This is a genomic window from Paenibacillus sp. FSL H7-0714 (assembly GCF_038003765.1).
GTDB lineage: Bacteria > Bacillota > Bacilli > Paenibacillales > Paenibacillaceae > Paenibacillus_AQ.
Genome location: NZ_JBBOPT010000001.1, coordinates 5,174,255 through 5,200,724, shown reverse-complemented (window position 1 = coordinate 5,200,724; position 26,470 = coordinate 5,174,255). Strand labels below are relative to the sequence as shown.

At 43.9% G+C, this 26,470-nt stretch carries 22 protein-coding genes; 16 read left to right on the top strand and 6 right to left on the bottom strand.

All coding sequences use genetic code 11. The features are described from left to right. Window positions 1-1,599: an ABC transporter substrate-binding protein gene (locus NST34_RS23320; protein ID WP_341128845.1), complete on the top strand. Its 1,599-nt coding sequence runs from the start codon at window positions 1-3 to the stop codon at window positions 1,597-1,599. A gap of 82 nt (window positions 1,600-1,681) precedes the next feature. Here NST34_RS23320 and NST34_RS23315 read toward each other — a convergent pair whose 3' ends face one another. The 3 genes from NST34_RS23315 to NST34_RS23305 are packed head-to-tail and all read right to left on the bottom strand — an operon-like array spanning window position 1,682 to window position 6,008. Next, window positions 1,682-2,959: an ABC transporter substrate-binding protein gene (locus tag NST34_RS23315; protein WP_341128844.1), complete on the bottom strand. Its 1,278-nt coding sequence runs from the start codon at window positions 2,957-2,959 to the stop codon at window positions 1,682-1,684. Window positions 2,960-2,982: 23 nt separating this feature from the next. Continuing rightward, complete coding sequence (locus tag NST34_RS23310; RefSeq protein WP_341128843.1) at window positions 2,983-4,227, bottom strand: response regulator; 1,245 nt, start codon at window positions 4,225-4,227, stop codon at window positions 2,983-2,985. 11 nt (window positions 4,228-4,238) lie between these two features. Beyond that, on the bottom strand, window positions 4,239-6,008 hold the full coding sequence (locus tag NST34_RS23305; protein ID WP_341128842.1) for a sensor histidine kinase: 1,770 nt from the start codon (window positions 6,006-6,008) through the stop codon (window positions 4,239-4,241). A gap of 351 nt (window positions 6,009-6,359) precedes the next feature. Here NST34_RS23305 and NST34_RS23300 point away from each other — a divergent pair, with 351 nt between their 5' ends. The 8 genes from NST34_RS23300 (at window position 6,360) to NST34_RS23265 (ending at window position 15,831) form a co-directional block, all read left to right on the top strand. Beyond that, window positions 6,360-8,612, top strand: a complete 2,253-nt coding sequence (locus NST34_RS23300; protein WP_341128841.1) for a copper amine oxidase N-terminal domain-containing protein — start codon at window positions 6,360-6,362, stop codon at window positions 8,610-8,612. Between the two features lie 223 nt (window positions 8,613-8,835). Then, window positions 8,836-9,297, top strand: a complete 462-nt coding sequence (locus NST34_RS23295) for a Fur family transcriptional regulator (protein WP_042190503.1) — start codon at window positions 8,836-8,838, stop codon at window positions 9,295-9,297. 2 nt (window positions 9,298-9,299) lie between these two features. Next, window positions 9,300-9,563, top strand: a complete 264-nt coding sequence (gene yidD / locus NST34_RS23290) for a membrane protein insertion efficiency factor YidD (RefSeq protein WP_042190501.1) — start codon at window positions 9,300-9,302, stop codon at window positions 9,561-9,563. Between the two features lie 350 nt (window positions 9,564-9,913). Next, window positions 9,914-11,926: a methionine--tRNA ligase gene (gene metG / locus NST34_RS23285; RefSeq protein ID WP_341128840.1), complete on the top strand. Its 2,013-nt coding sequence runs from the start codon at window positions 9,914-9,916 to the stop codon at window positions 11,924-11,926. Between the two features lie 220 nt (window positions 11,927-12,146). Then, window positions 12,147-13,136, top strand: a complete 990-nt coding sequence (locus NST34_RS23280; RefSeq protein ID WP_341128839.1) for a metal ABC transporter solute-binding protein, Zn/Mn family — start codon at window positions 12,147-12,149, stop codon at window positions 13,134-13,136. A gap of 34 nt (window positions 13,137-13,170) precedes the next feature. Then, window positions 13,171-13,920: a metal ABC transporter ATP-binding protein gene (locus NST34_RS23275; RefSeq protein WP_042190495.1), complete on the top strand. Its 750-nt coding sequence runs from the start codon at window positions 13,171-13,173 to the stop codon at window positions 13,918-13,920. A gap of 330 nt (window positions 13,921-14,250) precedes the next feature. Next, window positions 14,251-15,054: a metal ABC transporter permease gene (locus NST34_RS23270; protein ID WP_341128838.1), complete on the top strand. Its 804-nt coding sequence runs from the start codon at window positions 14,251-14,253 to the stop codon at window positions 15,052-15,054. Between the two features lie 63 nt (window positions 15,055-15,117). Further along, window positions 15,118-15,831 (top strand): cytochrome c biogenesis CcdA family protein, encoded by a 714-nt coding sequence (locus tag NST34_RS23265; protein ID WP_042129852.1) that lies wholly within the window; start codon window positions 15,118-15,120, stop codon window positions 15,829-15,831. On the opposite strand, the gene splB is transcribed toward NST34_RS23265, so the two are convergent. Next, window positions 15,828-16,904 (bottom strand): spore photoproduct lyase, encoded by a 1,077-nt coding sequence (splB, locus tag NST34_RS23260; protein ID WP_341128837.1) that lies wholly within the window; start codon window positions 16,902-16,904, stop codon window positions 15,828-15,830. The genes NST34_RS23265 and splB overlap by 4 nt on opposite strands. A 193-nt stretch (window positions 16,905-17,097) precedes the next feature. Between splB and mntR the strand changes: the two genes are divergently transcribed. The 3 genes from mntR (at window position 17,098) to NST34_RS23245 (ending at window position 20,479) form a co-directional block, all read left to right on the top strand. Beyond that, window positions 17,098-17,523, top strand: a complete 426-nt coding sequence (mntR, locus tag NST34_RS23255) for a transcriptional regulator MntR (RefSeq protein WP_042190488.1) — start codon at window positions 17,098-17,100, stop codon at window positions 17,521-17,523. 303 nt (window positions 17,524-17,826) lie between these two features. Beyond that, the gene (locus NST34_RS23250) at window positions 17,827-19,458 is read left to right on the top strand and encodes a family 10 glycosylhydrolase (protein ID WP_076300852.1); all 1,632 of its coding nucleotides are present in this window, start codon (window positions 17,827-17,829) and stop codon (window positions 19,456-19,458) included. Window positions 19,459-19,549: 91 nt separating this feature from the next. Beyond that, window positions 19,550-20,479 carry a patatin-like phospholipase family protein gene (locus NST34_RS23245; protein ID WP_076300853.1) on the top strand — a complete coding sequence of 310 codons (930 nt, stop codon included), beginning with the start codon at window positions 19,550-19,552 and terminating at the stop codon, window positions 20,477-20,479. A gap of 80 nt (window positions 20,480-20,559) precedes the next feature. Here the strand turns inward: NST34_RS23245 and NST34_RS23240 are convergent, their stop codons facing one another. Both NST34_RS23240 and NST34_RS23235 read right to left on the bottom strand, forming a co-directional pair. Next, window positions 20,560-20,901, bottom strand: coding sequence for a hypothetical protein (locus NST34_RS23240; RefSeq protein WP_042190481.1), 342 nt, complete (start codon window positions 20,899-20,901; stop codon window positions 20,560-20,562). A 7-nt stretch (window positions 20,902-20,908) separates the two neighbouring features. Then, window positions 20,909-21,949 (bottom strand): DUF1385 domain-containing protein, encoded by a 1,041-nt coding sequence (locus tag NST34_RS23235; RefSeq protein WP_143759581.1) that lies wholly within the window; start codon window positions 21,947-21,949, stop codon window positions 20,909-20,911. 114 nt (window positions 21,950-22,063) lie between these two features. Here NST34_RS23235 and NST34_RS23230 point away from each other — a divergent pair, with 114 nt between their 5' ends. The 4 genes from NST34_RS23230 (at window position 22,064) to NST34_RS23215 (ending at window position 25,860) form a co-directional block, all read left to right on the top strand. Continuing rightward, entirely contained in the window at window positions 22,064-22,555 is a 492-nt protein-coding gene (locus NST34_RS23230; protein WP_076284474.1) for a YqhR family membrane protein, read from the top strand. Between the two features lie 74 nt (window positions 22,556-22,629). After that, a complete protein-coding gene (locus tag NST34_RS23225) occupies window positions 22,630-23,700 on the top strand; it encodes a M24 family metallopeptidase (RefSeq protein WP_341128836.1) in 1,071 nt (356 codons plus the stop codon). Between the two features lie 47 nt (window positions 23,701-23,747). After that, entirely contained in the window at window positions 23,748-24,305 is a 558-nt protein-coding gene (gene efp, locus NST34_RS23220; protein WP_042190473.1) for an elongation factor P, read from the top strand. A 301-nt stretch (window positions 24,306-24,606) separates the two neighbouring features. Beyond that, on the top strand, window positions 24,607-25,860 hold the full coding sequence (locus NST34_RS23215; RefSeq protein ID WP_341129582.1) for an aspartate kinase: 1,254 nt from the start codon (window positions 24,607-24,609) through the stop codon (window positions 25,858-25,860). Window positions 25,861-26,470: the final 610 nt, after the last annotated feature.

Here is a 26,470-nt window from a genome sequence, read left to right as displayed (position 1 = left end):
ATGAAGGCTATTCGAACAAGCACACTTTTAACGCTGATGCTTATCGTAGTACTCAGTCTTAGCTTAGCTGGATGCGGAGGGAATAACGGGAATAATGAAGGAGCCTCACCAGCGCCAAGTGAAAATGCAACCGCTACCAATGCTGTGGCAACAGATGAGCCCGCTGCAGATCCTACAGCTGAACCGGAGAAGAAATTAGATCCTTATACTGTTAAGTTAATCTATGTCGGTGCCGTTCAAAAGGATGAGCAGGTTGTAGAAGACGCTATCAATAAGCTTCTGGAACCTAAAATTAACGCCAAATTGGATATCGCACCGATCGACTGGGGTCCATGGGACAATGATGTTAATCTGAAGATTGCCAGTCAGGAGAAATTCGATATTATTTTTACAGCCCAATGGAAAAATTATGTAACCAATTCAGCTAAAGGTGCTTACCTCCCACTTAATGATGATAACGGCAAGTACGGTAATCTATTGAACGAATATGGCCAAGGGATTCTTAAAAATCTCGACCCGCAATTCTTAAAAGGTTCTGCGATCAATGGTGTGAATTATGCCGTTCCTACGAATAAGGAGCTAGCAGCACAAGGCGGGATCGTTTATCGCTCCGATATTGCTGATGAACTGGGTATTGATATGTCGAATGTAAAGACCATTCAAGATTTGGATGCCGTGCTCAAAGTCGTAAAGGAGAAGAGACCTGACCTAACTCCACTGTACTTCAAGCAAGGAGAGACCTTTAACTCCCAGTACATGGCGCAGTACGATACGCTTGGTGATGCTTCAATTCCGGGCGTTCTGCTTAAGGATTCATCGGATACTAAAATTCAATCCATGATTGAACTGGATCGTTATAAAGAAATCATCAAGCTTACTCGTGAATATATGAAGAAAGGTTATATTAACAAAGATGCGGCCGTGGCTACAAATTCAACGCAAGATGCAATGAAGGCCGGTAATGTCTTTATGACAGTACAATCACTTAAACCTGGTAAAGATAGTGAATTGGCTAATGCTACAGGTTTGGTCGGAAAACTGAAACAAATTGCTTTTAACGAACCGACGATTTCTACTAGTGATGCAGCAGGATCAATGTTAGCGATCTCCGCTTCCTCGGGTGATCCAGCTCGTGCCATGATGGTATTAGATCTTTTGCACACGGATAAAGAAATCAATAATCTGCTCGTATTTGGTGTAAAAGGTGTCCATTATGATGTCGTTAGCGGTGATACGATTAAAGCTACTGAGAAAACGGGTGACTATAATACCGCTGCCGCCTGGATGCTTGGAAGCCAATTCCTGAATCCTGTATGGGAAAGTGAAGCTCCAGACAAATGGGAGCAATTCAAGGCCTTCAACTCCAAAGGTAAAGCTTCTGTTGCGCTCGGTTTTAACTTCGACGCATCCTCTATGAAGACTGAAATGGCAGCTTGTAAAGCTGTTATGGATGAATATGACATCAGTTTGGATACGGGTTCTGTTGATCCCGATACCGTATTGACTAAGTACGCCGACAAGCTGAAGAAAGCCGGACTTGATAAGATTATTGCAGAGAAACAAAAACAACTAGATGCTTTCTTGGCTGCTCAAAAATAAATACTTTAAATGAAACTAAAAGGCTATCCCCGGCATGATTAATGCGCTGGGGATAGCCTTTATTGTACGCTTGGTGAATAGGTTAGCGGAAAGAAGTATCTATTTTTTGCACTACCTGAATGGCAAGTGACCAAGCCTGCTCGGGATCTAGCTTACCTTGCTCGGCTTTGGTTAAATACTCGAGCATATTTGTTTCTACATCGGCGTGGTGCGGACCGTAGTAGGTGGGAACTACTTCTTGTGCTGCTGTAGAGAGGACACGTCCAACCTCAGAATTAGGAAAATAGGGATCAGACAGGTTATGGATCTCGGGATCGTCATAAATTTCGGGGGTGGAGGGAAATGCCCCTTCTGACTTAAATGAAATTAGCTGTTGTGCGGGCTCGGTTAACCATTTGATAAGCGCGAATGACTCCTCTGGATGACTGCCTGTTCTAGGCAAGGTAAGGACGGAACCTCCTCGATTAGCGCTATTTCCTGGGATGGTCGTTACATTCCATAATCCGCTGGCTGTTGGAGCACTACTCTTGATATGATCAATCATCCAAGCCGGACAGAGCATCACTGCAAAGTCGCCGTTTAGCAGACCTGCGCCCCAGCGCTGTGTATCTACAGCAATACCTGCGGATAGATTCAGCTTCAGAGCTTGAATTGCAAAGTCCCAAGCCCCTTTTACTGCTGGATTATTTCCTATGATCAGCTCTTGGGAAGTGGGGCTGTAATATTGAAGCTTGGACTGACGCAGAAGGGTTAGATAAAGATTCTCTAAGTCATTGACAAAGGCTTTACCTGTTGCCTCATGGACTCTAGTGCCGGCTTTGAGGAATTGGTCCCAAGTTTGGATTCGCTTTGCTACTTCTTCAGGTTTGGTAGGGAGTCCAGATAACGCGAAGATATCAGTCCGATACAACATAGCATAGGGACCAATATCAGTCGGTAATCCGAAGATAAAATCATTACCGAGCACCTCCTGCCATTTCCAACTCAGAAATTGATTCTTTAGATCATTCGCTCCAAATGTTGTTAGATTATAAAAATAATCGGGGAACTGCTTGAAACGATCCAAATAGCTAATATCAATGGCCGCCACATCAGGGGAACTATATCCTGCTGCGAATGAAGTTTGCAGCTTGGCGGGAAGCTGCGTGGAGGTTGAGGTTTGAATATGGATTTCTAGCTCGGGATGCTGCAATTGATACTCTGCTATAAGCAGCTCAAGACCCGATCCAGCTGTAAGCCAGATGTTTAGCTGGATCGGGTCTTGAAGGTCGATATCTTCCTTGGAAGGAGAGATCTGGCAACCGCTTGTATGAAGCAGCAATCCAAAGCTTAACAGGATAGTCAACAACTTAGCATTCACATGCAAGAGAACACACCTCGTCTTTATTTGTTGTGCTTCTGAAATTCCTGAGGAGTCATACCCATGTATTTCTTGAATATGAGGCTGAAGTACGCAGGATCTTTAAAGCCAACTAATTCGCTAACTTCGTAAACTTTGAGCGTAACATTATTTAGCAGCTCTATTGCTTTTTGAATACGAAGCTTGGTAAGAAAACTGGAGAAGCATTCTCCTACATCGTCTTTGAACAGACGGCCTAGATAGGTTGGATTCATGTATAATTCATCTGCAATCATTTTGAGAGAGAGGTTCTCTTGGAGTCGCGAATTCATAGCCTCAATCATTATAGAGATTACCCTGCGTGTAGCCTTCACCTGTAGTTGTTCCGTAAGCTGTGGAGAAGCTGAGCACATGGATACTTCACTATAATAGATAACGGGTCGGGTACTATCCTTTTTGAGCTGTTGGCACGCCTGCAGGCTCTCATGATAAGCTGTTGCGAGGGCTCCAAGATCATAGTGAGGGTTGGAGACACCCGCGCTGAAAGGCGATTTCAAGAGGCTAGACAGCTTAATCATCATTTCCTGAGTTAGCGTCTCATCGATTCTTTCGGATTGTTCATAGGGATAAAACAACATGATTATCGCTTCTTGCTCCTCTTGAATGCCGACAACATTAGCGTAAAGCGAAAAACACTCTTCTAATATATTGATTACGGCTGCATACATCGCTTGTTCAGACCAGTACTGTGGCATAACATCACCTAGGTGATTTACAGTAATGATGACAAAAGAATGAAAGGGAGGTATGAGCTGTTCTTCAAAGTAGGGTAATGGAATGCCATAAAGTAGATCAGAAAGGCGTTTCTCCCGAAGATTCTTTTCTCGCAGCTGCGAGACTTGCCTGTGTTGCTTCTTCAATTCCAGACGTTCATACACACTTGTTACGACTTCGAGGATATTTTCAACTGAATTTGGCTTGACCAGATATTCTCGTACACCGTACCTTATGGCTTGGCTGGCATAGGAGAAATCCTGATAACCAGTGAGCAGTATCGTCTCGGTGTCAGGGTAACATTCATGGATATGCTTAGAAAGCTCGAGTCCATCCATGCCAGGCATACGTATGTCTGATATTACAAGGTCAATTGCCTGCTCTTTTAACAGTTGTATCGCTTCTAATCCGTTCTCTACTGAACCAATGATGCTAAAATTATGGTTCGCACTTCCCAGCATTTCTGACAGGGATCGTCGGACAAAACTTTCGTCGTCAACAATTAACACTTTCATCACTTCACCCCCTACCCTTGATCGAACTGTAATGGAACAGTGACTTTTACGAGTAAGCCTCCGAGCTCGCTGGTTGATAAATGAAGGCCAAATCCATGTCCATAGATTAGTTCTATACGATGATTCAGATTGGAGAGACCGATACCGGTGTGGAGCAGCTTCTCCGGATTAACCTCGCCGCTGATTAAGGCCTCTGCCATTCTTGCCTCGCTCATGCCTTCTCCGTTATCTTCTACTGTTAGCACAAGTGAGTTGCCTTCACTATAGGCCCGAATACGTATAAGCCATACTTCGCGTAGTGTAGGTTCAAGTCCATGCGTGATAGCATTCTCTACAAGGGGCTGAAGGGTTAGCTTCATAAGCTGCCTATTCATGACCTCAGGATTCACGTGCAGATCAACCTGTAGTTTGTCCTCGTAGCGTAGTTTTTGCAGGTAAATGAACCTTTCTAGTTGTTGTAAATCTTCCTCAACCGTAACAAATTCCGATCCACGATCAATGCTGTATCGAAGCAAATCGCTTAGTGCAATAACCATCTGTGACTCTTCTCGCATATGTTTATTAGCCAGTGACCAATAGATGGTGTTCAATGTATTGTAGAGAAAATGAGGGCGAAACTGTGCTTTAAGAGCTACGATCTGAGCTTGTTTTTCACTGATTTGTTTGCTTGAGAGGTCAGCAATCGTATGGTCTAGGTTTTGAAGCATAGAGTTATAGCTTGAGTATAGGATAGCCATTTCTTTATTCATGGTTGTTTTTACAAACGGTAGCGTGGTTCCGCGTTCAACGTTGCTTAGCTTGGTTGCGAGATTACGAAGCGGCTTAGACAGTGTCCACGAGAAAAAGAAGGTAAACAATAACGCTGCGGCCATCCCGAGCAGGCCAATTAAAATAATATTTCTGCGAATGCCATTTAAATCTTTAACAGCTTCTTTAGAATCAATGTAAGCAAAAATGCTCCACTCGCTGTAGGGGGAATAAGCGTAGGATACGAACATATTGCGGGAGTTTATGGTATTTGGGATGATTCGTGCTTTATGATTACTGAATTGACTTAGAATTCTATCATCCATATACAGACCTATCTCATCTGGATCGGTGGAATAAACAATGGTGTTGAAGGAATCAACAATTTGAATTTTCTCATTCTTACCAAGATGAAATTGGCTGACAGCGTTATGGATAACCTCCACAGGAAGGACGAGAAATAGGGTTCCTAGCCGATTTAAATCATTCCAATCATTAATTTGCCTAGCTCCCATGACCACAGGGATCGTGCCGTTCTGCCATACATCTGCACCAAACCAGAGCATACGGCCGTTATTCTGGGCTATAGCTGGAAACCAATAGGCGCCGCGGATTTCTCTCTCGCTGTCCCAGATTACTTTTAAGGAGCTGCTATTGGTATATACCTGATTATCTGAAAGTCCGAGCAGCTTGAACTGGATGTCATAATTGATGGAACGTGTCTGTTGATCGATGTAGCGGGTGATATCCATAGCGTCAGTAGGAGGTGTACGGGATTCTGCTAAGTCTCCTAGTGTTTCTTGTATCAAGGGACTGAACATGATCGTAGAAGAGAGTTTGTCGTTATCTTGAAGAATAGCGTCCATTTTACCTTGAAGCTGTTTGACGGACTCCAGAATATATTGGTTCGACCGGTTAAGAACGGCTTGGGATGACGAACGGTAGGACAAAAAAATCGTAAAGGCTACGATAGTGAAAATGATCAGTGAGAAACCCATGATTAATTGAACGAGGATGGAGATTTTCTTGGACATGTCATCACCCGCATGAAAAGATATTCTTCCATACATTGTAACAAAAGCAAATGAAAGCGAATATACCTTGCTGTAAAATACACATATTTATATGGATAATCTCATATTTTTCGGGTAGCGGATGAAAGGTTGTTTTTGCTTGTTTTAATACTGGGTTAATCTTTCTTTACTTTAAAATGAAACTTTTTGCGGTCGGATGCGTCTAATACTATGTTTTGTTATAACGAACGTGGCAAAAAGCAATTCTTCCGCTCCGCTGAGAGCGGTTGCGTTTTTGCGGGGAATATAAGAGGAGTATGAAAAAGACAGAGACCTACTTATATTTACAAATAGGAGCAGAGGAGTCATATCATGGATTTGAAGAAATTAACGTTAGTTGCTGTTTTGGCCATATCTCAGGCCGCCTCGGCAGTGCCGGCTTTTGCTGAATCTGTCAATAGTACCTCAGGTAATACCAATGCAGTAGGAGCAGCTGCCACATCTGCGACGGATGTAATGCCAGAAGCTACTGACCCATTGCCGCCAATGCCAACTGAGGTACCAGGGGGAGTCGTATCACCTACACCAACTCCAACTCCAATCTCTGGGGCAACAGCTGAACCGACGACAACAACTGAACCGACAACAACATCCGAACCTACAGCAACAACTGCACCAACTGCTACACCACTCCCAAGTGCAACACCTGAAACCACTACACAACCTACACCAACGGATGGTGTTCGTGCTGCAGCTAGTAATCAGCTTGTACTTATGATGAACAGCAACAAAATGTACCAAAACGGCGTTGAGTATTTGGCTAATCAGCCAATGGCCGTGAAGAATGGCGTCTCATACGTTTCGATCCGAGCTATGGTAGAACGCGTAGGTGTGAAATACATTTACGATTATAAAACGAAAGAGACCATTGTTACCAAAGGAAGCGACGTAATGCGCTTTAAAACGGACAGTAAGATCTATTCCGTTAATGGTAAAAATGTGACGATGAAAGGTCCAGCTTACCAAACTAATGGTACATTCATGGTTCCTTTGACGTCCATCACCGGGGCATTAGGCATTCCTTATACCGTAGATAATGTGCAAAAACGAGTGATTCTTACGCTGAACACGAAACCTAAAGCTTCTTTTACAGTGCCAACTGAAATTTATGCTGGTGATCCTGTCAATTTCGTGACCTCCAGCTCTTCACCGAATGGTACGGCCATTGTCGATGAACGCTGGGAACCAAATAAGCAAAATATCTATGATACACCAGGATTTTATGTAGTATCCTATTCCGTTATGGATGCGAATGGACAGTGGAGTGATCCATACTCTGTGACCATCAATGTACTTAAACCAAATACACCGCCAGTCGCTAATTTCACGACAGACAAAGATTCTTACAAGATGGGTGAAATGATCACTTATTCGGATCTAAGCAGCGACCCAGACGGTGATCCAATTGAAGTGACTTGGACGAACAAAGCAGAAGCTTTCTTTACACCAGGTCCAGCAACAGTCGCTATTCAAGTAAAAGATTCACATGGCGCAATCAGCACTTTTGAGAAGACCATTAATATTTCAGATGAAATCTTGTACAGTAAAGAAGATTTCTATAGATTATTCGGTGCTCCGGGTAGCGTATTTAACATCGACGGATCGATGGTTCCAACTTGGCAGAAGGTAGCTTATAATCTTTCTTCTGAGCCTTATACCCTTATCCGCAGTAACAGTCCAGAAACAGTGAATACGGAAGGGATCACGTATAAAGAAACATCATTCGGCGGAACTCGCTTTTTGGTCCACCACAAGAATAATATGAATATTAAAACGAAGGTGTATGTGATTGCTAAGAATAACAATCTGTACCCTACGACAATTACAACAGAGTATGTAGGCTTTGGTGGTCCGATCTCTTATCCTGAAGGTACTGGTAAAATGTCAGTGCAGCGGTACTGGGAATCTATGCAGACTAGAAGAGATTATAAGACAACAGTCCTACAACCAGGAGAAAGCGTCTCGATTCTTACAGATCTAAACAAAACTGCAATGAAACCAGGAGAGATTGTATCCCTCCAAGCGGATTTATTTAGTGATTATCCTATTGAATATAATGTCATGCTGATCGATGCGAATAAAGATCCTCTGACTACACTTCCTACACTTCCAATATTGGATCGTGATGGGGTGCATAACCGAGGAACTTATGCTGATTCTACACGCATCATCACGGTTACCGACGAAGTAGGAACAACTCCTGCGAGACTTCTTCTCGGTGACAATTTGAGTGATTTGAATTTGACCGGTGTAGACCCAATGAATGGTACTGAAGCATCCAATGCAGGTAATTTTGGTGTGTTATACAAAATCAAATTCGACCGTGTTGCACCTAATTCATTGATTACGTTTAATCCACGTGGCGGTAATTACATGGGACCAGTCATGGTTAATGGTCAAATCGTACAAATGCCGAATTCAGGAAGTCTCTCTAGTGCTGACATGAACAGTGTGATTTATCGTACTGGCGATTATGGCGGCTCCGTGGAGATTTTGTTCACAGCAGCTTCTGGTAGTAACTTGCCGGTGAATTTCCTGGTTACACCGCTGCCAGCGAAGAAATAACAAAATAGGTCCATCCATTAAGTTATTTGGGATTCACCTGAAATAAAAGTCCGGCTGAATATTCCGCAAAGGAATACTCAGCCGGACTTTTTGTATTTATATGTATGATTTTACTCTGATGAGCGCTCATACGCGTGGTTGTTTCATTGACGGGGCATTTATTTTGGGGCATTATTAAGAGAGTGAAATATAAATGAACTGAAATGTTATGGGAGATGAGCGTATGCTGTCGACAGAACAAATATTAGAGGTCATGTCGGGGCAAGGTCTGCGAATCACCGACCAACGCAAAACGCTTGCCAAGTTATTCGGCGAGAATAAGGGTTATTTGTCAGCGAAGGATGTCTATGAGCATATGGGCCGCAAGTATAGCGGACTTAGCTTTGATACCGTGTACCGCAATCTGCGTGTAATGGAAGAGCTTGGTGTACTTGAACAAATCGTCTTTGAAGACGGAGTGAAATTCAAGGGAAGCTGTAATCATCAGGATCACCATCATCATATGATCTGCCTTCAATGCGAGAAAACCTACCCGATTAATTTCTGCCCGATGAATTTAACGGATACACCTGATCAATTCCGGGTAGTCAAGCATAAATTTGAGGTGTTCGGTTATTGCAAGGAATGTGAAGAGAACCGGGAAGAAGAACTAGTCGCAGCAGCTAATCGCAAAAAAGGGGTCTAAGGATGGCTACCCTTCGTAGAACGATTCAGGCTCCCATTCGGGTGTACCGCAAGTACATTTCCCCGATTAAGCCTGCCACTTGTCGCTTCTATCCAACCTGCTCTGCCTATGCACTAGAAGCTATTGAAGTCCATGGTCCACTTAAAGGTTCATGGCTTGCTGCCAAGCGGATTGCTAGATGCCATCCCTTCAATCCAGGGGGACTTGATCCGGTTCCGCCTCTTGAGGAACACCCCACGAAGAAGGATTCTGCTCGTGCGACTTGACATAAGCCCTTACCATTGGGTATATTCACAGGTAATAGTATGAATTCCGAGGAACGGATGAGTAAATCGGTACGCCCATTACAGAGAGCCGGAACGAGCTGAAAGCCGGTATGGAGCGTTAGATTGAATATGGTCCGGGAGGAACTGTGTTCGAGCGGGAACTGCAATTGAGGTTCACGTAAGATAACGGCGTGTTCCAGCGTTAATGGACAGTTCCCGAGAGGGAACTGGCGAAGCCTGATCTCTGTGAAGAGACAGGAAATTTGGGTGGTATCGCGTGAGTTATACTCTCGCCCCATTATAGGGGCGGGAGTTTTTTGTCTTTTTATGAAAGAAAGGATGATTAATCAATGAGCGAAAAGAAAACTTTTTACTTAACTACACCTATCTACTATCCGAGTGATAAGCTGCATATCGGACATGCTTATTCTACCGTAGCTGGAGATGCAATGGCCCGCTACAAACGTCTACGCGGCTATGATGTAAGGTATCTTACAGGTACAGACGAGCATGGTCAAAAGATTGAACGGAAGGCAGAGGAAGCAGGTAAAACCCCTCAGCAGTTCGTAGATGACATCGTTGTTGGCATTAAGGAATTATGGCGCAAGCTAGACATCTCCAATGATGACTTCATCCGTACAACGGAAGAGCGTCATAAAAAGGTTGTTCAGGATATTTTTGATCGACTGCTCAAGCAAGGTGACATCTATAAAGGCGAATATGAAGGCTGGTACAGTATTCCGGATGAAACCTTCTATACAGAAACACAATTGGTTGATATCGTTCGAGATGACAATGGTGTAATCATTGGTGCAAAAAGCCCTGATAGCGGTCATCCGGTTGAACTGGTGAAGGAAGCGAGTTATTTCTTCCGGATGAGTAAATATGCAGATCGATTGCTGCAATTTTATGAGGAGAATCCGGAGTTTATTTTGCCGGAATCCCGTAAAAACGAAATGATCAACAACTTTATCAAGCCTGGTCTGGAGGATCTTGCGGTTTCCCGTACGACTTTCGATTGGGGTGTTAAGGTTAAAGGCGATGAAAAGCATGTAGTGTACGTATGGATCGATGCATTGACAAATTACATTACTGCTTTGGGTTACGGTTCCGAGGATCGTAGTCTGTACGATAATTTCTGGCCTGCTGATGTGCATATTGTCGGCAAAGAAATCGTCCGTTTCCATACGATTTACTGGCCAGTCATTCTAATGGCGCTGGGTGAGCCTCTTCCGAAAAAGGTATTTGCTCATGGTTGGCTGCTCATGAAGGATGGCAAAATGTCAAAATCCAAAGGGAACGTTGTAGATCCAGTTACATTAATCGATCGTTACGGCCTGGATGCACTTCGTTATTATCTGCTACGAGAAGTACCATTTGGTTCGGATGGTACATTCACACCGGAAAGCTTTGTAGATCGGGTTAACTATGATCTTGCTAATGACCTTGGTAACCTGTTGAACCGGACAGGTGCGATGGTAGAGAAGTATTTCGGTGGAGAGCTTCCAGCGTATGAAGGAAATGTAACAGCATTTGATGGTGAGCTTCAAGCTGTGGCAGAGAATACTTATGCCAAAGTAGAAGAAGCGATGGAAAAAATGGAGTTCTCCGTAGCGCTAACAGCGATCGGGATCTTTATCAGCCGCACCAATAAATATATTGATGAGACACAGCCTTGGGTGCTTGCTAAGGATGAGAGCAGAACAGCTGAGTTGGCTTCCGTAATGAGACATCTTGTGGAAGGTCTTCGCACCGCTTCCATTCTACTACAGCCGTTCTTGACGCAAACCCCAGCGAAGATTTGGGAACAGCTTGGCATCGAAGTTGGTGAATTAACGACATGGGACAGCGGCAAGACCTTTGGTCTGATTCCGGCAGGAACAAAGCTGGTGAAAGGCAATCCAATCTTCCCTCGTCTGGATGTGGAGCAAGAGGTAGCTTATATCGCCGAAGCCATGGGCGCTGGTAAACCGGCTGCTGAAGCGACCGAAGCAGCACCTGCGGCTCCTGTGGTATCCGAGCCTGAGGAAGAGCATAAAGAAGAGATCGGCATCGACGATTTCGCCAAGGCTGAGCTTCGGGTAGCTCAGGTCATTGCAGCTGAGCCTGTGAAGAAAGCCGACAAGCTGCTGAAGCTGCAGCTGGATCTAGGTTATGAGCAGCGTCAAGTCGTTTCTGGTATCGCGAAGTTTTACACACCGGAAGAGCTGGTAGGCCAAAAAGTGATTTGTATTGTGAACCTGAAGCCAGTGAAACTGCGCGGAGAATTGTCCCAAGGGATGATTTTAGCGGCTTCTAAAGGTGACCAGTTAACCATCGCCACAGTACCAGATAGCATGCCAAATGGAGCTATTGTGAAGTAAGATTCGTTTTGTAGAATCTATATATGTAATTGTTATATAAGAAAGGGAATGCTCCTTCAGCCAGCTAGGCTGTGGGAACATTCCTTTTTTCAACGTATAAGCAGGGATAAAATTCAGAATCATCTTATTAGGATTTATTGTTGACTTATCGTAATGATTACTATTATACTTCTAATAGTAAAGATTACGATTTGAGAGGGAGATCAATTTAATGGTTGCTATGAAGTCACGAATAAGTCTGCTTATACTTGCATTGGTGCTTGTATTTACACTCACTGCATGTGGACCAAAGAGCAGTGGAAGTATAGTTGAAGGGAAAGTAAATGTTGTAACTACTTTTTATCCTATTTATGAGTTTACTCGGGAAATTGGTGGAGATGATATAAATGCCATTAATCTTCTTCCGGTTGGTGTAGAGCCGCATGATTGGACACCACGCAGTCAGGATATTGTCAATACCTCCAAAGCGCAATTGTTCTTGTACAATGGAGCAGGGCTCGAGGGATGGGTTCCTAATTTTCTAAAAGGACTTGATAGTAGCAGTAAAGTGGAAGCTGTTGAAGTAAGTAAAGGTGTTGATTTAATAATGACCGATGAAGATGACGTACATGATCATGGGGGAAGCGGCGAAGAGGATCATCACGAAGATGATGCTGATCATAATAGCCATTCTTCTGAGGACAGCCTTCATACGGACCCACATACCTGGGTAAGTCCGAAATCAGCGATCATCATGGCGCGCAATATAAAAGAAAGCCTTCAATCTGTGGACCCTGAGCATAAAGATGGTTATGAAGAGCGTTACAATAAGCTTGCTGAACGTTTACAGGCTTTGGATAGTAAATTTGAACAGGAGCTTACCAAGCTGCCTAACCACAAAATTGTAGTTTCGCACCAAGCTTTTGCCTATCTTGCCCGTGACTATAAGCTTGAGCAGCATGCGATTATGGGATTATCCCCAGACGCTGAGCCGCGTGGACAGGATTTAGTAAACCTGGCGAAGATGGTTAAAGAGGAGAAAATTCAATACATCTTTTTTGAAGAGCTTGTCTCCGATAAACTGGCTAAGACGTTAGCGGCTGAAGCTGGTGTGTCTACTATGGTTCTTAATCCGGTAGAGGGTCTTACTGCGGAGCAAGAAAAGAACGGGGATAACTACTTCACCTTGATGGAGAAAAATTTGCAAAATCTGATTATGGCTTTACAATAAAAAGGAAAGTATAAGGAAAAGGCGGTGCTTAAGCATGCAATCGGTATCCTTGGACTGCCATCAGCATATCATCGATATACAGGATCTTTCTTTTTCATATGGTGAACAGAAGGTGATCTCGAATCTTAACTATAGTGTAAGAGAACGAGACTTCCTTGGTATCATTGGTTCTAATGGCGCTGGTAAAACAACACTGATGAAGATGATCGTCGGTTTGCTTCCGGCAAGCAGTGGTGAAATCAAATTATTTGGAACGCCTGTCCGCAAGTTTAAAGACTGGGAACGGATAGGTTATGTTCCACAAAAGAACGCCTTCAACCCGCTGTTTCCAGCAACGGTGCGTGAAGTAGTGCTATCTGGTTTGTACAACAACAAGAATCTTATTCGAAGAGTATCTAAGGCTCAGCATCGTCAGTGCGAAGATGCACTAGAAGTGATGCGGATACAGGATATTGCGGAGAAAAGAGTAGGCCAGCTGTCGGGCGGCCAGCAGCAGCGTGTATTTCTAGCACGTGCGTTGATCAACCATCCGGATCTGCTGATTTTGGATGAGCCTACAGTCGGTATTGATGCTGAATCACAAGCAGGATTCTTTGAATTAATTACACATATGCATGCCCATCATCATATGACATTCCTAATGGTGTCGCATGATATTGACATGATTAAGAATTACTTAGGGAATGAACCTGTGCAAACGAACGGTAAGATTAACTTTTTCTCCCGTCATTCTCATGATTTGCAGAATTGTACAGAGGAGAACCTGCAGCACACGCTCTCTTAGGTCATAGTTAAGCTCTGGTAGAAAAAGGGAACTCTCGATTATTGGGGGCGTACATAGAGCGTGGGAGCAGGGTTTCCCTCATCTTTAATCCTTTCCGTATACTAAATACCGCGACGCTGTAAGCGTGCCCCGTTAGGGGTGAAAGCGATCCTTCTTCGTCCTGACTATGTTCAGTAATCCCACCTCATACGCCAGTTGCACTTGACGGGTGTCCAGAGGGCAGAGCCCATGGGGCCCTCCCTTGGAAGGGAGGGTTTGGGAGGGATCGAAAAAAGATTTTAATAAAAGATTTTAAAAATGTTTCAATTGTTCTACGGAGGAGAGTTAAAGTTGGAAATTCTATTTAGCGATTTTTTTCAGCGAGCGCTTGCGGGCGGTCTTCTGATTGGCATTACAGCGCCGCTTATAGGCATTTTTCTTGTGCTCAGACGTTTATCTATGATTGGGGATACGCTGGCTCATGTTACGATAGCCGGTGTGGCACTTGGTTTTTTGACAGGATTTTACCCGCTGGGAGCAGGTCTTATTTTTGCAGTGGTGGCTTCCTTCGCGATAGAGAAGCTGCGCAAGGCTTATAAGAGTTATGCAGAGCTCTCGATAGCCATAATTATGTCGGGCGGAGTGGCTTTAGCCTCACTCTTTTTCACTTTAGGAAAAGGTTATAATGCAGATGTTATGAGTTACTTGTTCGGTAGCATTTATACGCTAGACAATACCGATTTAATCGTAGTAGGGATCGTAACGATAGCAGTTGTAGTAGTAGTATCTCTGTTCTTTAAGGAGTTCTTCTTACTTAGCTTTGAAGAGGATGCTGCGAGTGTCAGCGGACTCCCAGTGAAGCTGCTTAACATGTTGATTACCATTCTGACGGCGCTTGTAATCAGTACTGCGATTAAAATTGTTGGATCTTTGCTGGTATCAGCTCTACTGACCATTCCTGTGGCCATCAGCTTATTGTTATCTCGAAGCTTTAAATCCTCAGTCATTCTATCCGTCATCATTTCGGAAATTGCTGTTGTAGGCGGACTAGTGGTTGCAGGAGTTTGGAATCTGGCGCCTGGTGCAACCATTGTGCTTTTACTCATATCACTATTAGTGTTGACTTTGATTGGTAAAAAGGGTTTGCCAGCATAAACAGCGAATAAAATATAGGGTATGCCCTGAAGTGACTCGAATGCTGGAAGGAGAGCCGCTACCTTGTCTAATATCAATGCAGGAATAGCCTTAGCAGCAGGGGTAGCATCATTTATATCACCCTGCTGCTTACCGCTTTATCCCTCTTATTTATCGTATATTACCGGATTATCCGTTCAGCAATTGAAGTCAGGCAGCAATACCAAAGAGGTCCGTATACGCACAATAACCCATACATTGGCATTTATTTTAGGTTTTTCAGCGGTTTTTTACACCTTGGGATTTGGTGCAGGACTATTTGGACAATTTTTTAATGGACAGCGTGATCTGATCCGGCAATTATCGGCGATTTTGATTATTGTGATGGGATTATTTTTGCTTGGGATCTTTCAGCCGCAATTTCTACTTCGCGAACGTAAGCTTGATTTAAAATGGAAGCCGGCGGGTTATGTGGGATCCTTTATTTTTGGGATCGGTTTTTCAGCGGGCTGGTCTCCATGTATTGGACCGATTCTGACTGCGATTATCGCACTTTCTGCAAGTGAGCCTGGCACGTGGTTTACGTTAATTACGGCTTATAGCATAGGGTTCGCATTGCCATTCTTTGTCTTAGCCTTCTTTCTTGGGGGAGCCAGACGTATCCTTAAATATTCAAATGTGCTGATGAAGATTGGTGGCGTTCTCATGGTATTTATGGGCGTTCTGCTCTTTACAGATCAAATGTTTCGGATCACAGTTTGGCTACAGGGAATCACACCAGATTGGCTCATTTTTTAAGTGAAATAATCAATTCCTGCTTCTGGAAAATGTTCGAATATCCGCTCTGTGATAAACTCTCGCAGGGCGGTTTGCTGTTCATCTGGATAAACATATTTATTTTGTCCCCAGCGTCCCCATTTCTTCTTACGCTTCTCCATGTCCATTTCTAGCTTGGATTTGGGGTAGCGCTTCTCTATAACCGTCTTTGCGGTTTTGGTGAATCGATGCTGAATCATTTCGAAGGTTAGTCCTTTTCCGATTTCAGGGGGAAGGGTCTGGGCTAACTTGGCCAGTAGCTCAGCATAACCTTCTTGCCAGCCGTCATACCAAATAATTGGAGCAATGATAAAGCCAAGTGGATAACCCGCCCGTGCTACCTTTCCAGCGGCTTCAATACGCTCCTCAAAGCGGGAGGTGGCAGGCTCGAAATTTTTGATTACATAATCTGCGTTGACGCTGAAGCGAACTCGGGTATGTCCGTTATGCTCCAAAGCAAGCAGTGGTTCAACATGTTGGTATTTGGTCACAAAGCGCAGGCGGCCAAGGGGTTCTTTTGCCATAAATGTAATTAGTTCTGCCAGAGAGCCGGTAATATGCTCAAGTCCTAAAGGATCTGATGTGCAGGCAGCTTCAAAAGTGGTGATTTCTGGATTGCGCTCCTCAATATATTTTTTGGCAGCATCTATAATGTCACCTGTGTTTACATATACGCGAATGTAGGGCTTTGCCCCTAAGGTAGTCTGCAAATAGCAATAATGGCAGTGCCCCATACAGCCGGTGGCAATGGGAATAGCATAATCAGCCGATGGCTTTGATTGGTCAAATTTCAAAGTTTTGCGTAGGCCGACAACAAGCGTTCTTTTGGCAATTTTATATTGCTCGACCTCCGTTTCACCAGGAAAATTCATAATCCGATTATGTGATGTGGTCATACGATAGGGGATATCGTTAGCTTTTACCCATTCCATTATTTTTTCACCTTTAGGGTAATTTAAAGCATTCGGTTCGAAGAAAACAAGTTCTGGAAGAAAAAGTGCAGTAGGTTTTCTGGGTCTTTTTACAGTAGAGGGCTCTGGCGTCACTATAGTCATAAATTCACGCTCCTTTTGAATGACGAGTATGTTTATTATGTCTAACTCAGCCCCAATAGAAGCATGGTAAACATGTGCAACTCATCTGTAAGTTCCTTTGAAGGACTTGCCAAGGTGCGTTAGAAACATGTATCATTGTTAGAGCAAGGTTTGGCCCGGCGCCATGCTCATTATAGAAAAGAGGTAAAGTTTAATGCCAACACCCAGCATGGAGGATTATTTGGAGCGCATATACAAGCTCATAGATGAGAAAGGTTATGCGCGGGTCTCGGATATTGCCGAGGGACTGGAAGTACACCCCTCCTCTGTGACCAAGATGATCCAAAAACTGGATAAGGACGAATATCTCATCTATGAGAAATATCGTGGGCTTGTCCTAACCAACAAAGGGAAAAAAGTAGGAAAACGTCTGGTTGATCGTCATCAACTATTGGAGGAATTCCTCGGATTGATCGGAGTACAGCAGGAATACATTTATAATGATGTTGAAGGAATCGAGCATCACTTAAGTTGGGATTCGATTACGCGTATTGAAACATTGGTAGAATATTTCCGCCGCGACGAAGAACGTGTACAGACTTTATATGCGATTCACAACGAACTGACAAGCGATTCTTGAAATGTTTTTCCCGAAACGGATACTGTCCTAAAAGTTATGCGCAGCAAGGCTTTCGTGAGCATAATCAGTGGATAGTATAGCCGTTTCTATTTTGTTTAGTGCAACCTTTCCCAGTTTTTAGCGTCAAAACGGATACAGTCCTTTTAAAAATATAAGAGAGTATGAGTTTTATTCGGTACTTCTTATATTTTTTGCAGAGACAGATACCCCCTTTTTAGAAGGAGGCATTCTCTCATCTGCTTGAAGGATTTATCCGTTTTTTCTTATTTTTGGATACATATTTTTTAGATTTGGGGAGGAATTATGAATTATCGTAAATGGATGTTGAGCTTGTTAGTACTTATGTTGTTTCTGCCTTTATGGTCTCCTGGTGCACGCGCGGCAGCGGTGCAAATTACGATTGAACTGGATGGAGAGGCGCTGATTAGTGATGTGCCTCCGTATATCACAACTTCCAATGTAACGATGGTGCCAATAAGTGTGATCAGTAAAGGATTAAATGCCGGCGTAGTATGGAATCAAAATAGTAAGACTGTAACGATCACTCAAGGAGATACGGTTCTCAAGCTGACCAGTGGCCTGAAAAACGCATGGGTAAACGATACTTCGGTAGCGCTGGATACATCCGTGCAGATTAAGCAGGGGCGGGTAATGGTACCCATTCGTTTTGTAAGTGAGCAATTGGGACTGCAGGTGTTATGGGATCAGGTTAATAAGCATATTTCCTTGATCTCCAACACTGAACCACCACAATCTGTCGATCCAGAAACACCAACGACACCAACGACACCAACAGTGCCGACGATACCGACTATCCCTGGTGGATCGACTAGTAAGGAGATGAAGGGGGCTTGGATCTCTACCGTATTCAACCTGGACTGGCCTTCAACGTCTTCGGCAGGAAATGAAGCGAAACAAAAACAGGAGTTTGATAATTTGTTAGACAAGCTAAAGGCTGTTGGCTTTAATGCTGTATTTGTTCAGGTTAGACCTTCAGCAGATAGTCTGTATCCATCGACTTTAGTTCCTTGGTCTAAGGTATTGACGGGTACACAAGGGAAGAATCCGGGATATGATCCTCTAAGCTATATGGTCAGTGCTGCGCATTCCCGCGGCATGCAGTTTCATGCTTGGTTCAACCCATTCCGTGCAACGACGGATGCTTCCACCTCAGCGTTAGCAAGTAACCATGTGGCAAAAGCACATCCAGAATGGATTGTGAATGCCGATGGTAAGAAATACATTAATCCAGGTATTCCGGAGGCTCGCCAACATATCATCGACACGGTGATGGAAGTGGTTAAAGGTTACGATATCGATGGTGTCCATTTGGATGATTACTTTTATCCTTCAAATGTTACTTTTGCCGATGATGCTGCTTATTCTACCTATAATACGAAAAAGCTTTCTAAAGCTGATTGGCGCCGAGATAATATTAATGAATTTGTCCGTCAGTTGGGAGAACAGATTCATAAGGTGAAGCCAAAGGCTTCTTATGGGATCAGTCCTTTTGGAGTATGGCGAAATATTAAAAATGATAGTACAGGTTCGGACACGACTGCAGGGGTATCTGCTTATGACAGCATGTATGCGGATGTTCGGACATGGATTAAGCAGGGCTGGATTGATTATGTCGCTCCGCAAATTTATTGGAGTTTGTCCTTTAGCACAGCTCGTTATGATAAGTTAGTTGATTGGTGGGTAAAAGAAGTCGAGAATACGAATGTTAAACTCTACATCGGGTTAGCTGGTTATAAGGTCGGAGCCAGTGATCAAAAGGCTGAATGGCAAAGTGGAGATCAAATTATTAATCAGCTCAAATATAATGAGAAGTACGAAGAGGTTGCAGGTAGTATTATGTTTAGAGCGAATGACGTCGTAGTCCGCAATCCGTTCGGATTGTCGAGCTTACTGACCTTTTATTTTAAATCCTAATAGCTTAGTTGTTATTCATAAGGAGTCATGAATGTTCCCCCGTGCTCATAGATAAGCAATAGAATCTATGGGAAACGGGGGATTTTTGTGTATGGAGATTAACGCAGTATTTGAAGGAGGAGGCGTAAAGGGGATTTCTCTTGCGGGAGCAGTTGAAGCTACAGAAAGGGCAGGCTGGACTTTTAAAAGGGTAGCAGGAACCTCCTCAGGTTCGATTGTAGCCACTTTACTAGCAGCGGGCTATGAAGGGGAGGAAATGTGTCGGATAATCCAAGGGACATCCTTTTCATCGTTTTTGAAGCGAGGTCCCATTTATAATACGGCTATCGTTGGTCCTGCGCTGCGAGTGTTATTGAAGAAAGGATTATATTCTGGGGAAGCCTTGGAGTCCTGGATAAGAGCATTATTACTAAAAAAGGGGATCATCACCTTCCGTGATCTGCCTCCCGGTAAATTATCTATCATCGCATCCGATATCACAAATGGAAGGATATTGGTCTTGCCAGATGGCTTGGAGCAGTATGGGATTTCTGCGGAGCATTTTGAAGTGGCCAAGGCAGTGCGAATGAGCTGCAGCATTCCTTATTTTTTTGATCCTGTGATGTTAAGACTAAACGGGCAGGCAGCAAGAGGGAAATCCTTTGCCGAGCAGTTTGTGTATGTTGTAGATGGTGGGCTCTTGAGTAATTTCCCTTTGTGGCTATTTGACGGCAAGAATAATGGGAGCAAACAACCTGGGAGCAGAATTCCTACGGTAGGTTATCAATCGGTAGGTAAGACCGATCCACAGCCGCATAAAATTAGAGGGCCATTCAGTATGCTCCAAGCTCTGGTAACCACCATGCTCTCTGCTCATGATGAGAAGTTTATTGAAGGGGATAAATTTGTTCGTACGGTAAAAATTCCTACGCTTGGGATTGGAACGACTCAATTTGAAATTACAAAAGCGCAAAGCGATGAAATGTATGCTGCTGGACTCAAAGCAGGAGAAGATTTCTTTAAGGAGTGGCGACCAAGATAACGAGCGAGGTATCCATAAGAGAAAAAAGCATCCCGCACGTTACTTAAAACGTGGAGATGCTTTTTGGAGTTCTTTTGAAGTTAGTGATACTTCGGAAGCTGATCATCATTTTTCCCTTTACTTCCTTCGATCACTTGGAAAGGATAGCTTTTGCGTTTTCCTGGTGCAGCTTGAGTCTTGCGAATTCCTGCTACCTTTGACATGGTCTTCTGGGAAGGCTTCACTTTAACCTTAGATCCACTGCTGCTACGAGCGTATTTGCCTGGTCCCATTTTTTTGTAAGCATAATAAATGATTGCTAACAGTACTAGGGGGAGAATCAGCTTCGACAGCGTAAAGAAGGGCTCGGTCAAGACTCCAATCACAAAACCGAAAATCGCAAGCGTAACCGTAATCCAAAAAATTAAAGCATGCCTGATCATAGATCACTCATCCTTTCGCAGGATCCAATATGCCGCCTGACACACTTGCCTCCGAATATCCTCTTGCTTCAATCGCAGCATCAAGCTCACGCATACGGTTAAAAGAGGCAATAGATACTTCTACCTGATCGTCTTTTGGCTCTTTGGTTGTAAGGAGTTGCAGCCACAATCCAGGGTAACCCAGATATTTAAGGCCTGGTACTTCTCTTACCGCATTGGTTCCCTTTAGAACTTCGAACGATACACCAATTACGACTGGCAACAAGATAATCCGCTGGATCACTCGTTCCCAAAGATTATCCCATGGGACTACGGAGTAAATGATCACACCGAGGATAATCGTCAGCATCATAAAGCTACTTCCACAGCGGTAATGCAGACGGCTGTATTTCTGAACGTTCTGAACAGTCAGTTCTTCGCCTGCTTCAAAAGCGCTGATGACTTTATGTTCGGCGCCGTGATACTGGAACAGTCGCTTGATCACAGGTGTTTGAGAAATCGCCCATAAATAGACCAGCAAGAGAATCATTTTGATGCCGCCTTCTATGAGGTTGTGCAGTACGTAGTTATCAAATACATTTTTAAATAAAAAATCCTCTACAAATACCGGAACAAGCGTAAAAATGAGCTTTCCGAACAAGAAGGAGAGAATACCCATTACAGCAACCCCAAAAATCATTCCAAGGCTCCAGCCCTCATCCTTTTTCTTCGGCTTCGCTTTTTCCTTCTCGATATCTTCCGGTTCCAATTCATCTTCAGCGTAGGATTCGGCTGAATAGTTCAAGTGCTTAGAGCCTTTAGCGCTGGCATCTATTATACTGACAAGGCCGCGAAGCAGCGGAATCTTGCGCAGTTTCGTGACCCAGCTCTTATCGCTTTTGGGTACTTCTAAAAATGTGATTTCCTGATTCTTGCGTCGCACGGCTGTTACATTGATATGCTTACCGCCGAACATGACGCCTTCAATGACGGCTTGGCCGCCGTAACTGGGAGTTTCCTGGGACAACCAATTCACCTTCTCGTATTTAATATGATTTATATAATACATTGTAACTAATTTTTGAAGACATTACTAGTTGGATCGCCTTTTGCTGTACATACTATCTTCTAGAGAGAACGAGAGATAAATTGGCATTGAAAATAAAGAAAGCGAGGCAATTTCATGAGCAAATCACATCAACAACAATCGGGGCATACAAATATTTGGCTTTTTGCACTCGAATTAGGTTTTTTTGCAGGATTAATTTGGGGTGGGCTTCATTGGCTAGTCTATTGGTTCAGTTTTACCAAAGTAAGCCCTGGCTTTATCGCAGAGCCTTTTTTCAGGCATGCGTTTTTGACAACAGCATTTGGACATTTCGTGGGATATATGATGTTTATTGTATTTTCGGTCATCGCCTCCATGCTGTATGTACTGCTTCTCCGCAAGCTGAAGGGACCTTGGCCAGGCCTGGTCTACGGCGTTTTATGGTGGGCGATTATATTTATTCCTGGTTCGCAGATGTTTCTTATGCAGCCCCCATTCAAGCTGCCGTGGAACACTGTCATTAGTGAGTTCTGCATTTTTCTGCTATGGGGAATGTTCATTGGATATACAGCAGCGATCGAGTATACGGACGAACGGAAGCGTGAGCAAAGTACAGCGCTTGCCTAACGGCGCGAAAAAACTTCTCAAGGGGATATCCCTATGTTAAAATACAATGTGGCTATTTCGAGAGGAGAATGAAAATGGGTAACAAGCGTGTCTCCAAGCTGCGTAAGGTTTTGCAGGATCAAGGATTGGATGCAATGTTGATAACTAGCGGTTATAACCGCCGCTATTTAAGTGGATTTACCGGATCGTCCGGTTATGTACTGGTGACAAGTGATGATTGTTATCTGCTGACTGACTTCAGGTATATGACACAGGCCGTGGACCAAGCAATGGGGGTTAAAGTTGTAGAACATACAACTAAGTTCATTGATACAGTTCGCGAGCTTCTGCCTTCTGGTAAAGAGGTACGTATCGGTTTCGAACAGGATGATGTTTCATTCAGCGCGTACACCTCATATGCAGAAGCACTTAAGCCGGCAGTGTTAGTTCCAATTTCCAAAGCTGTGGAAGACCTTCGTATGTTCAAGGATGAGGAAGAGCTTGCCGTTATGCAACGTGCAGCAGATCTGGCCGATGCTACATTCAGTCATATTCTGAACGTGATCAAGCCGGGCATGACTGAGCGCGATGTTGATTTGGAAATGGAATTTTATATGCGGACCCATGGTGCAACTTCTTCATCGTTTGATACGATTGTTGCTTCAGGTGAACGCTCGTCTATGCCACACGGCGTAGCAAGCAGCCGTGTAATTCAAGGCAATGAATTCATTACCCTTGATTTCGGTGCATTACTTGATGGCTATTGCTCAGATGTGACAAGAACTATCGCACTCGGAGCACCGGATCCGAAGCTGAAAGAGATCTATGATATTGTGCTGGAAGCTCAGCTACATACTTTAGCACATATCAAGCCGGGTATGACTGGACGGGAATGTGATGCCTTGGCACGTGATATCATTGCTAGCTACGGATATGGTGAACAATTTGGACACAGCACAGGCCATGGACTTGGAATGGAAGTTCATGAGTGGCCGCGTTTGTCCAAACTTAGCGACGATATTATGCAGCCGGGGATGGTAGTAACTGTGGAGCCTGGTATTTATTTGCCGGGAATTGGCGGAGTACGTATTGAAGACGACATTGTGATCACGGAGAGCGGAATATCACTGCTGACCCATTCGTCTAAAGAATATACAGTACTGTAAGTAAGTGTGATGTATTAGATTGATTATAAATTTTGGAGGGATTTTTAGTGATTTCAGTAAATGATTTTAAAACAGGTTTGACCGTAGAGGTAGAGGGAGATATTTTTACCGTTATTGATTTCCAACACGTTAAGCCAGGTAAAGGCGCAGCATTTGTTCGTTCCAAGCTTAAGAACTTGCGTAACGGTAATACAGTAGAGCGTACATTCCGTGCAGGTGAAACGATTGGCCGTGCTATTATCGAAAACCGTGGTGTACAATATCTCTATGCCAGTGGATCGGACCACGTATTCATGGATAACGAAACTTATGACCAATTCGAATTGTCCGAAAAGCAATTGGAATGGGAATTGAATTTCCTTAAAGAGAACATGACTGTAAACATCGTTAGTTACAAAGGTGAGATTCTTGGGATCAACCTTCCTACCAGCGTAGAGTTGAAGGTTGTTGAAACTGAGCCTGGCGTTAAAGGAAACACGGCTCAAGGTGCTACGAAATCGGCCAAGCTTGAAACCGGACATAGTGTTCAGGTTCCATTGTTCATCAACGAAGAAGACATCTTGCTGGTTGATACTCGTGAAGGTAAATATATCTCCCGCGCGTAGGAAACAGAACAATAACCTAGATATTACCAGAAGAGCCTCCCCGTTTATACGGTGGAGGTTTTTTTATGAACAGTAACGGATAAAGATGCTATGGAAACCTACATTAAAATACTGGAAGTTGAGTAAAATAAGCACAGCTGAAGGGCAGATGCTGACCTTATCTTTTTTTTCACAGCGGGGAAATTTAATAAATTTTTTATGAAACCATTAACGCAAGGCACTGTTTTCGTATTATACTGATTTAAAGCGGGAAACCGATTAGAAGCAACTACATAGACCGATATGGGGAGTGAATGGGACTTTGTCACTTTATGTTATGAAATTCGGAGGCAGCTCCGTCGGCGACACTGAACGAATGAAACGCGTCGCCAAGCACATCGCAGACAAGCAAGATGAGGGACATCGCTGCGTTGTGGTTGTATCTGCAATGGGGGATACAACAGATGATTTGATCGATACGGCGAAGCAACTAAACGGGCAGCCGCCCGCACGTGAAATGGATATGTTGATGACGACAGGTGAACAAATCTCCGTCGCTCTATTGTCCATTGCCCTGCATGGGATCGGGCGGAATGCAGTTTCTTATACAGGATGGCAGGCTGGATTCCGAACAGACGAAACTCACGGCAGAGCTCGTATCAATGAAATTGACCCGCGTCGTGTATTAGCGTCTTTGGAGCGTGAACAGATCGTGATCGTTGCAGGCTTTCAGGGAATGACTGTGGACGGTGAGATCACCACATTAGGCCGCGGTGGTTCGGACACAACAGCCGTAGCATTGGCTGCTGCTATTCAAGCAGATGTATGCGAGATCTATACCGATGTAGATGGTATCTACTCCACAGACCCACGTATTGTGAAGACGGCACGTAAGCTGAAGGAAATCTCTTACGATGAAATGCTGGAGCTTGCCAATCTGGGAGCAGCTGTATTACATCCACGTGCAGTGGAGTACGCTAAGCGTCATCAAGTTAAGCTGGTCGTTAGATCGAGCTTTAATCATAATGAAGGTACTGTTGTGAAGGAGGAAACAAGCATGGAGCAGGGAATCGTAGTTAGTGGTATTGCATTTGATAAGAATGTAGCACGTGTCAGTATTCTTGGAGTTCCTGATGTACCAGGTGTACTCGCTCAGGTCTTCGGCAAGCTTGCTGAAGAGGGCGTTAACGTAGATATCATCGTACAAAGTGGTGTTCAGAATGAGCAGGCTGACTTCTCATTTACAGTTTCTCTTGATGAGCTGGATCGGGCGAAGGAAGTAATTAAAGAAATTCATAAAACTTTGCCTTATCGTGAAGTTACCTCCGAGGATAACCTGGTGAAGGTATCCATCGTTGGTGCTGGTATGGTCAGCCATCCAGGGGTAGCGGCTCAAATGTTTGATGTACTCTCCCAAGAGGGTGTAAGCATCAAGATGGTCAGCACTTCTGAGATCAAAGTATCTTGCGTCATTGAATCAGGCAATTTGCCATCAATCATACAGGCGCTGCATACCGCCTACAATCTCGATACAACAGAGCAGGCTTTCGTCGGAGGTCCTAAAGATCGCCGATAAGAGCTGCTGGGGAAATAAAAAGGGATGCTTACAGCTAAATGGCTGTAAGCATCTTTTTTTATTGTTTAGGAAATTATACAATACAAAAAAATGTGGATAACTCCGAAGAAAGAGGAAGGAGGGGTGAACGTGAAGAAGCAGGAGACATGGAATAAACGAGGAGTCCTCCGTCAGATTCTAAAAACCGAGCGGACCTTATATCCTCCGAAATGCATGTTTTAGTCGAGCCTACGGACAAATGTATGCGAATAATCGAATACAAATGTGCCGCCGGTAAAGTAAACGAGCCAAATGTATGCGAAAACCGAATACAATGTGCCGCCGGTAACAGAAACGAGCCAAATGTATGCGAAAAATCGAACACAATGTGCCGCCGGTAGCGTAAACGAGCCAATTGTATGCGAAAAACCGAATACAATGTGCCGCCGGTAACGTAAGCAAGCCAAATGTATGTGAAAAATCGAATACAATGTGCTGCCGGTAGCGTAAACGAGCCAAATGTATGCGAAAAAGCGAATACAATGTGCCGCCGGTAACGTAAACGAGCCAAATGTATGCGAAAAAGCGAATACAATGTGCCGCCGGTAGCGTTAACGAGCCAAATGTATGC

What these genes read in the sequence shown, in the direction of transcription:
- NST34_RS23230 (WP_076284474.1), top strand. Translation starts at nt 22,064, where the DNA reads ATGAGCAAATCACATCAACAACAATCGGGGCATACAAATATTTGGCTT.
- NST34_RS23280 (WP_341128839.1), top strand. Translation starts at nt 12,147, where the DNA reads ATGAAGTCACGAATAAGTCTGCTTATACTTGCATTGGTGCTTGTATTT.
- NST34_RS23245 (WP_076300853.1), top strand. Translation starts at nt 19,550, where the DNA reads ATGGAGATTAACGCAGTATTTGAAGGAGGAGGCGTAAAGGGGATTTCT.
- NST34_RS23250 (WP_076300852.1), top strand. Translation starts at nt 17,827, where the DNA reads ATGAATTATCGTAAATGGATGTTGAGCTTGTTAGTACTTATGTTGTTT.
- NST34_RS23225 (WP_341128836.1), top strand. Translation starts at nt 22,630, where the DNA reads ATGGGTAACAAGCGTGTCTCCAAGCTGCGTAAGGTTTTGCAGGATCAA.
- NST34_RS23320 (WP_341128845.1), top strand. Translation starts at nt 1, where the DNA reads ATGAAGGCTATTCGAACAAGCACACTTTTAACGCTGATGCTTATCGTA.
- NST34_RS23240 (WP_042190481.1), bottom strand. Translation starts at nt 20,901, where the DNA reads ATGATCAGGCATGCTTTAATTTTTTGGATTACGGTTACGCTTGCGATT.
- NST34_RS23310 (WP_341128843.1), bottom strand. Translation starts at nt 4,227, where the DNA reads ATGAAAGTGTTAATTGTTGACGACGAAAGTTTTGTCCGACGATCCCTG.
- yidD (WP_042190501.1), top strand. Translation starts at nt 9,300, where the DNA reads ATGGCTACCCTTCGTAGAACGATTCAGGCTCCCATTCGGGTGTACCGC.
- NST34_RS23300 (WP_341128841.1), top strand. Translation starts at nt 6,360, where the DNA reads ATGGATTTGAAGAAATTAACGTTAGTTGCTGTTTTGGCCATATCTCAG.
- NST34_RS23235 (WP_143759581.1), bottom strand. Translation starts at nt 21,949, where the DNA reads ATGTATTATATAAATCATATTAAATACGAGAAGGTGAATTGGTTGTCC.
- NST34_RS23305 (WP_341128842.1), bottom strand. Translation starts at nt 6,008, where the DNA reads ATGTCCAAGAAAATCTCCATCCTCGTTCAATTAATCATGGGTTTCTCA.
- NST34_RS23275 (WP_042190495.1), top strand. Translation starts at nt 13,171, where the DNA reads ATGCAATCGGTATCCTTGGACTGCCATCAGCATATCATCGATATACAG.
- metG (WP_341128840.1), top strand. Translation starts at nt 9,914, where the DNA reads ATGAGCGAAAAGAAAACTTTTTACTTAACTACACCTATCTACTATCCG.
- mntR (WP_042190488.1), top strand. Translation starts at nt 17,098, where the DNA reads ATGCCAACACCCAGCATGGAGGATTATTTGGAGCGCATATACAAGCTC.
- splB (WP_341128837.1), bottom strand. Translation starts at nt 16,904, where the DNA reads ATGACTATAGTGACGCCAGAGCCCTCTACTGTAAAAAGACCCAGAAAA.
- NST34_RS23295 (WP_042190503.1), top strand. Translation starts at nt 8,836, where the DNA reads ATGCTGTCGACAGAACAAATATTAGAGGTCATGTCGGGGCAAGGTCTG.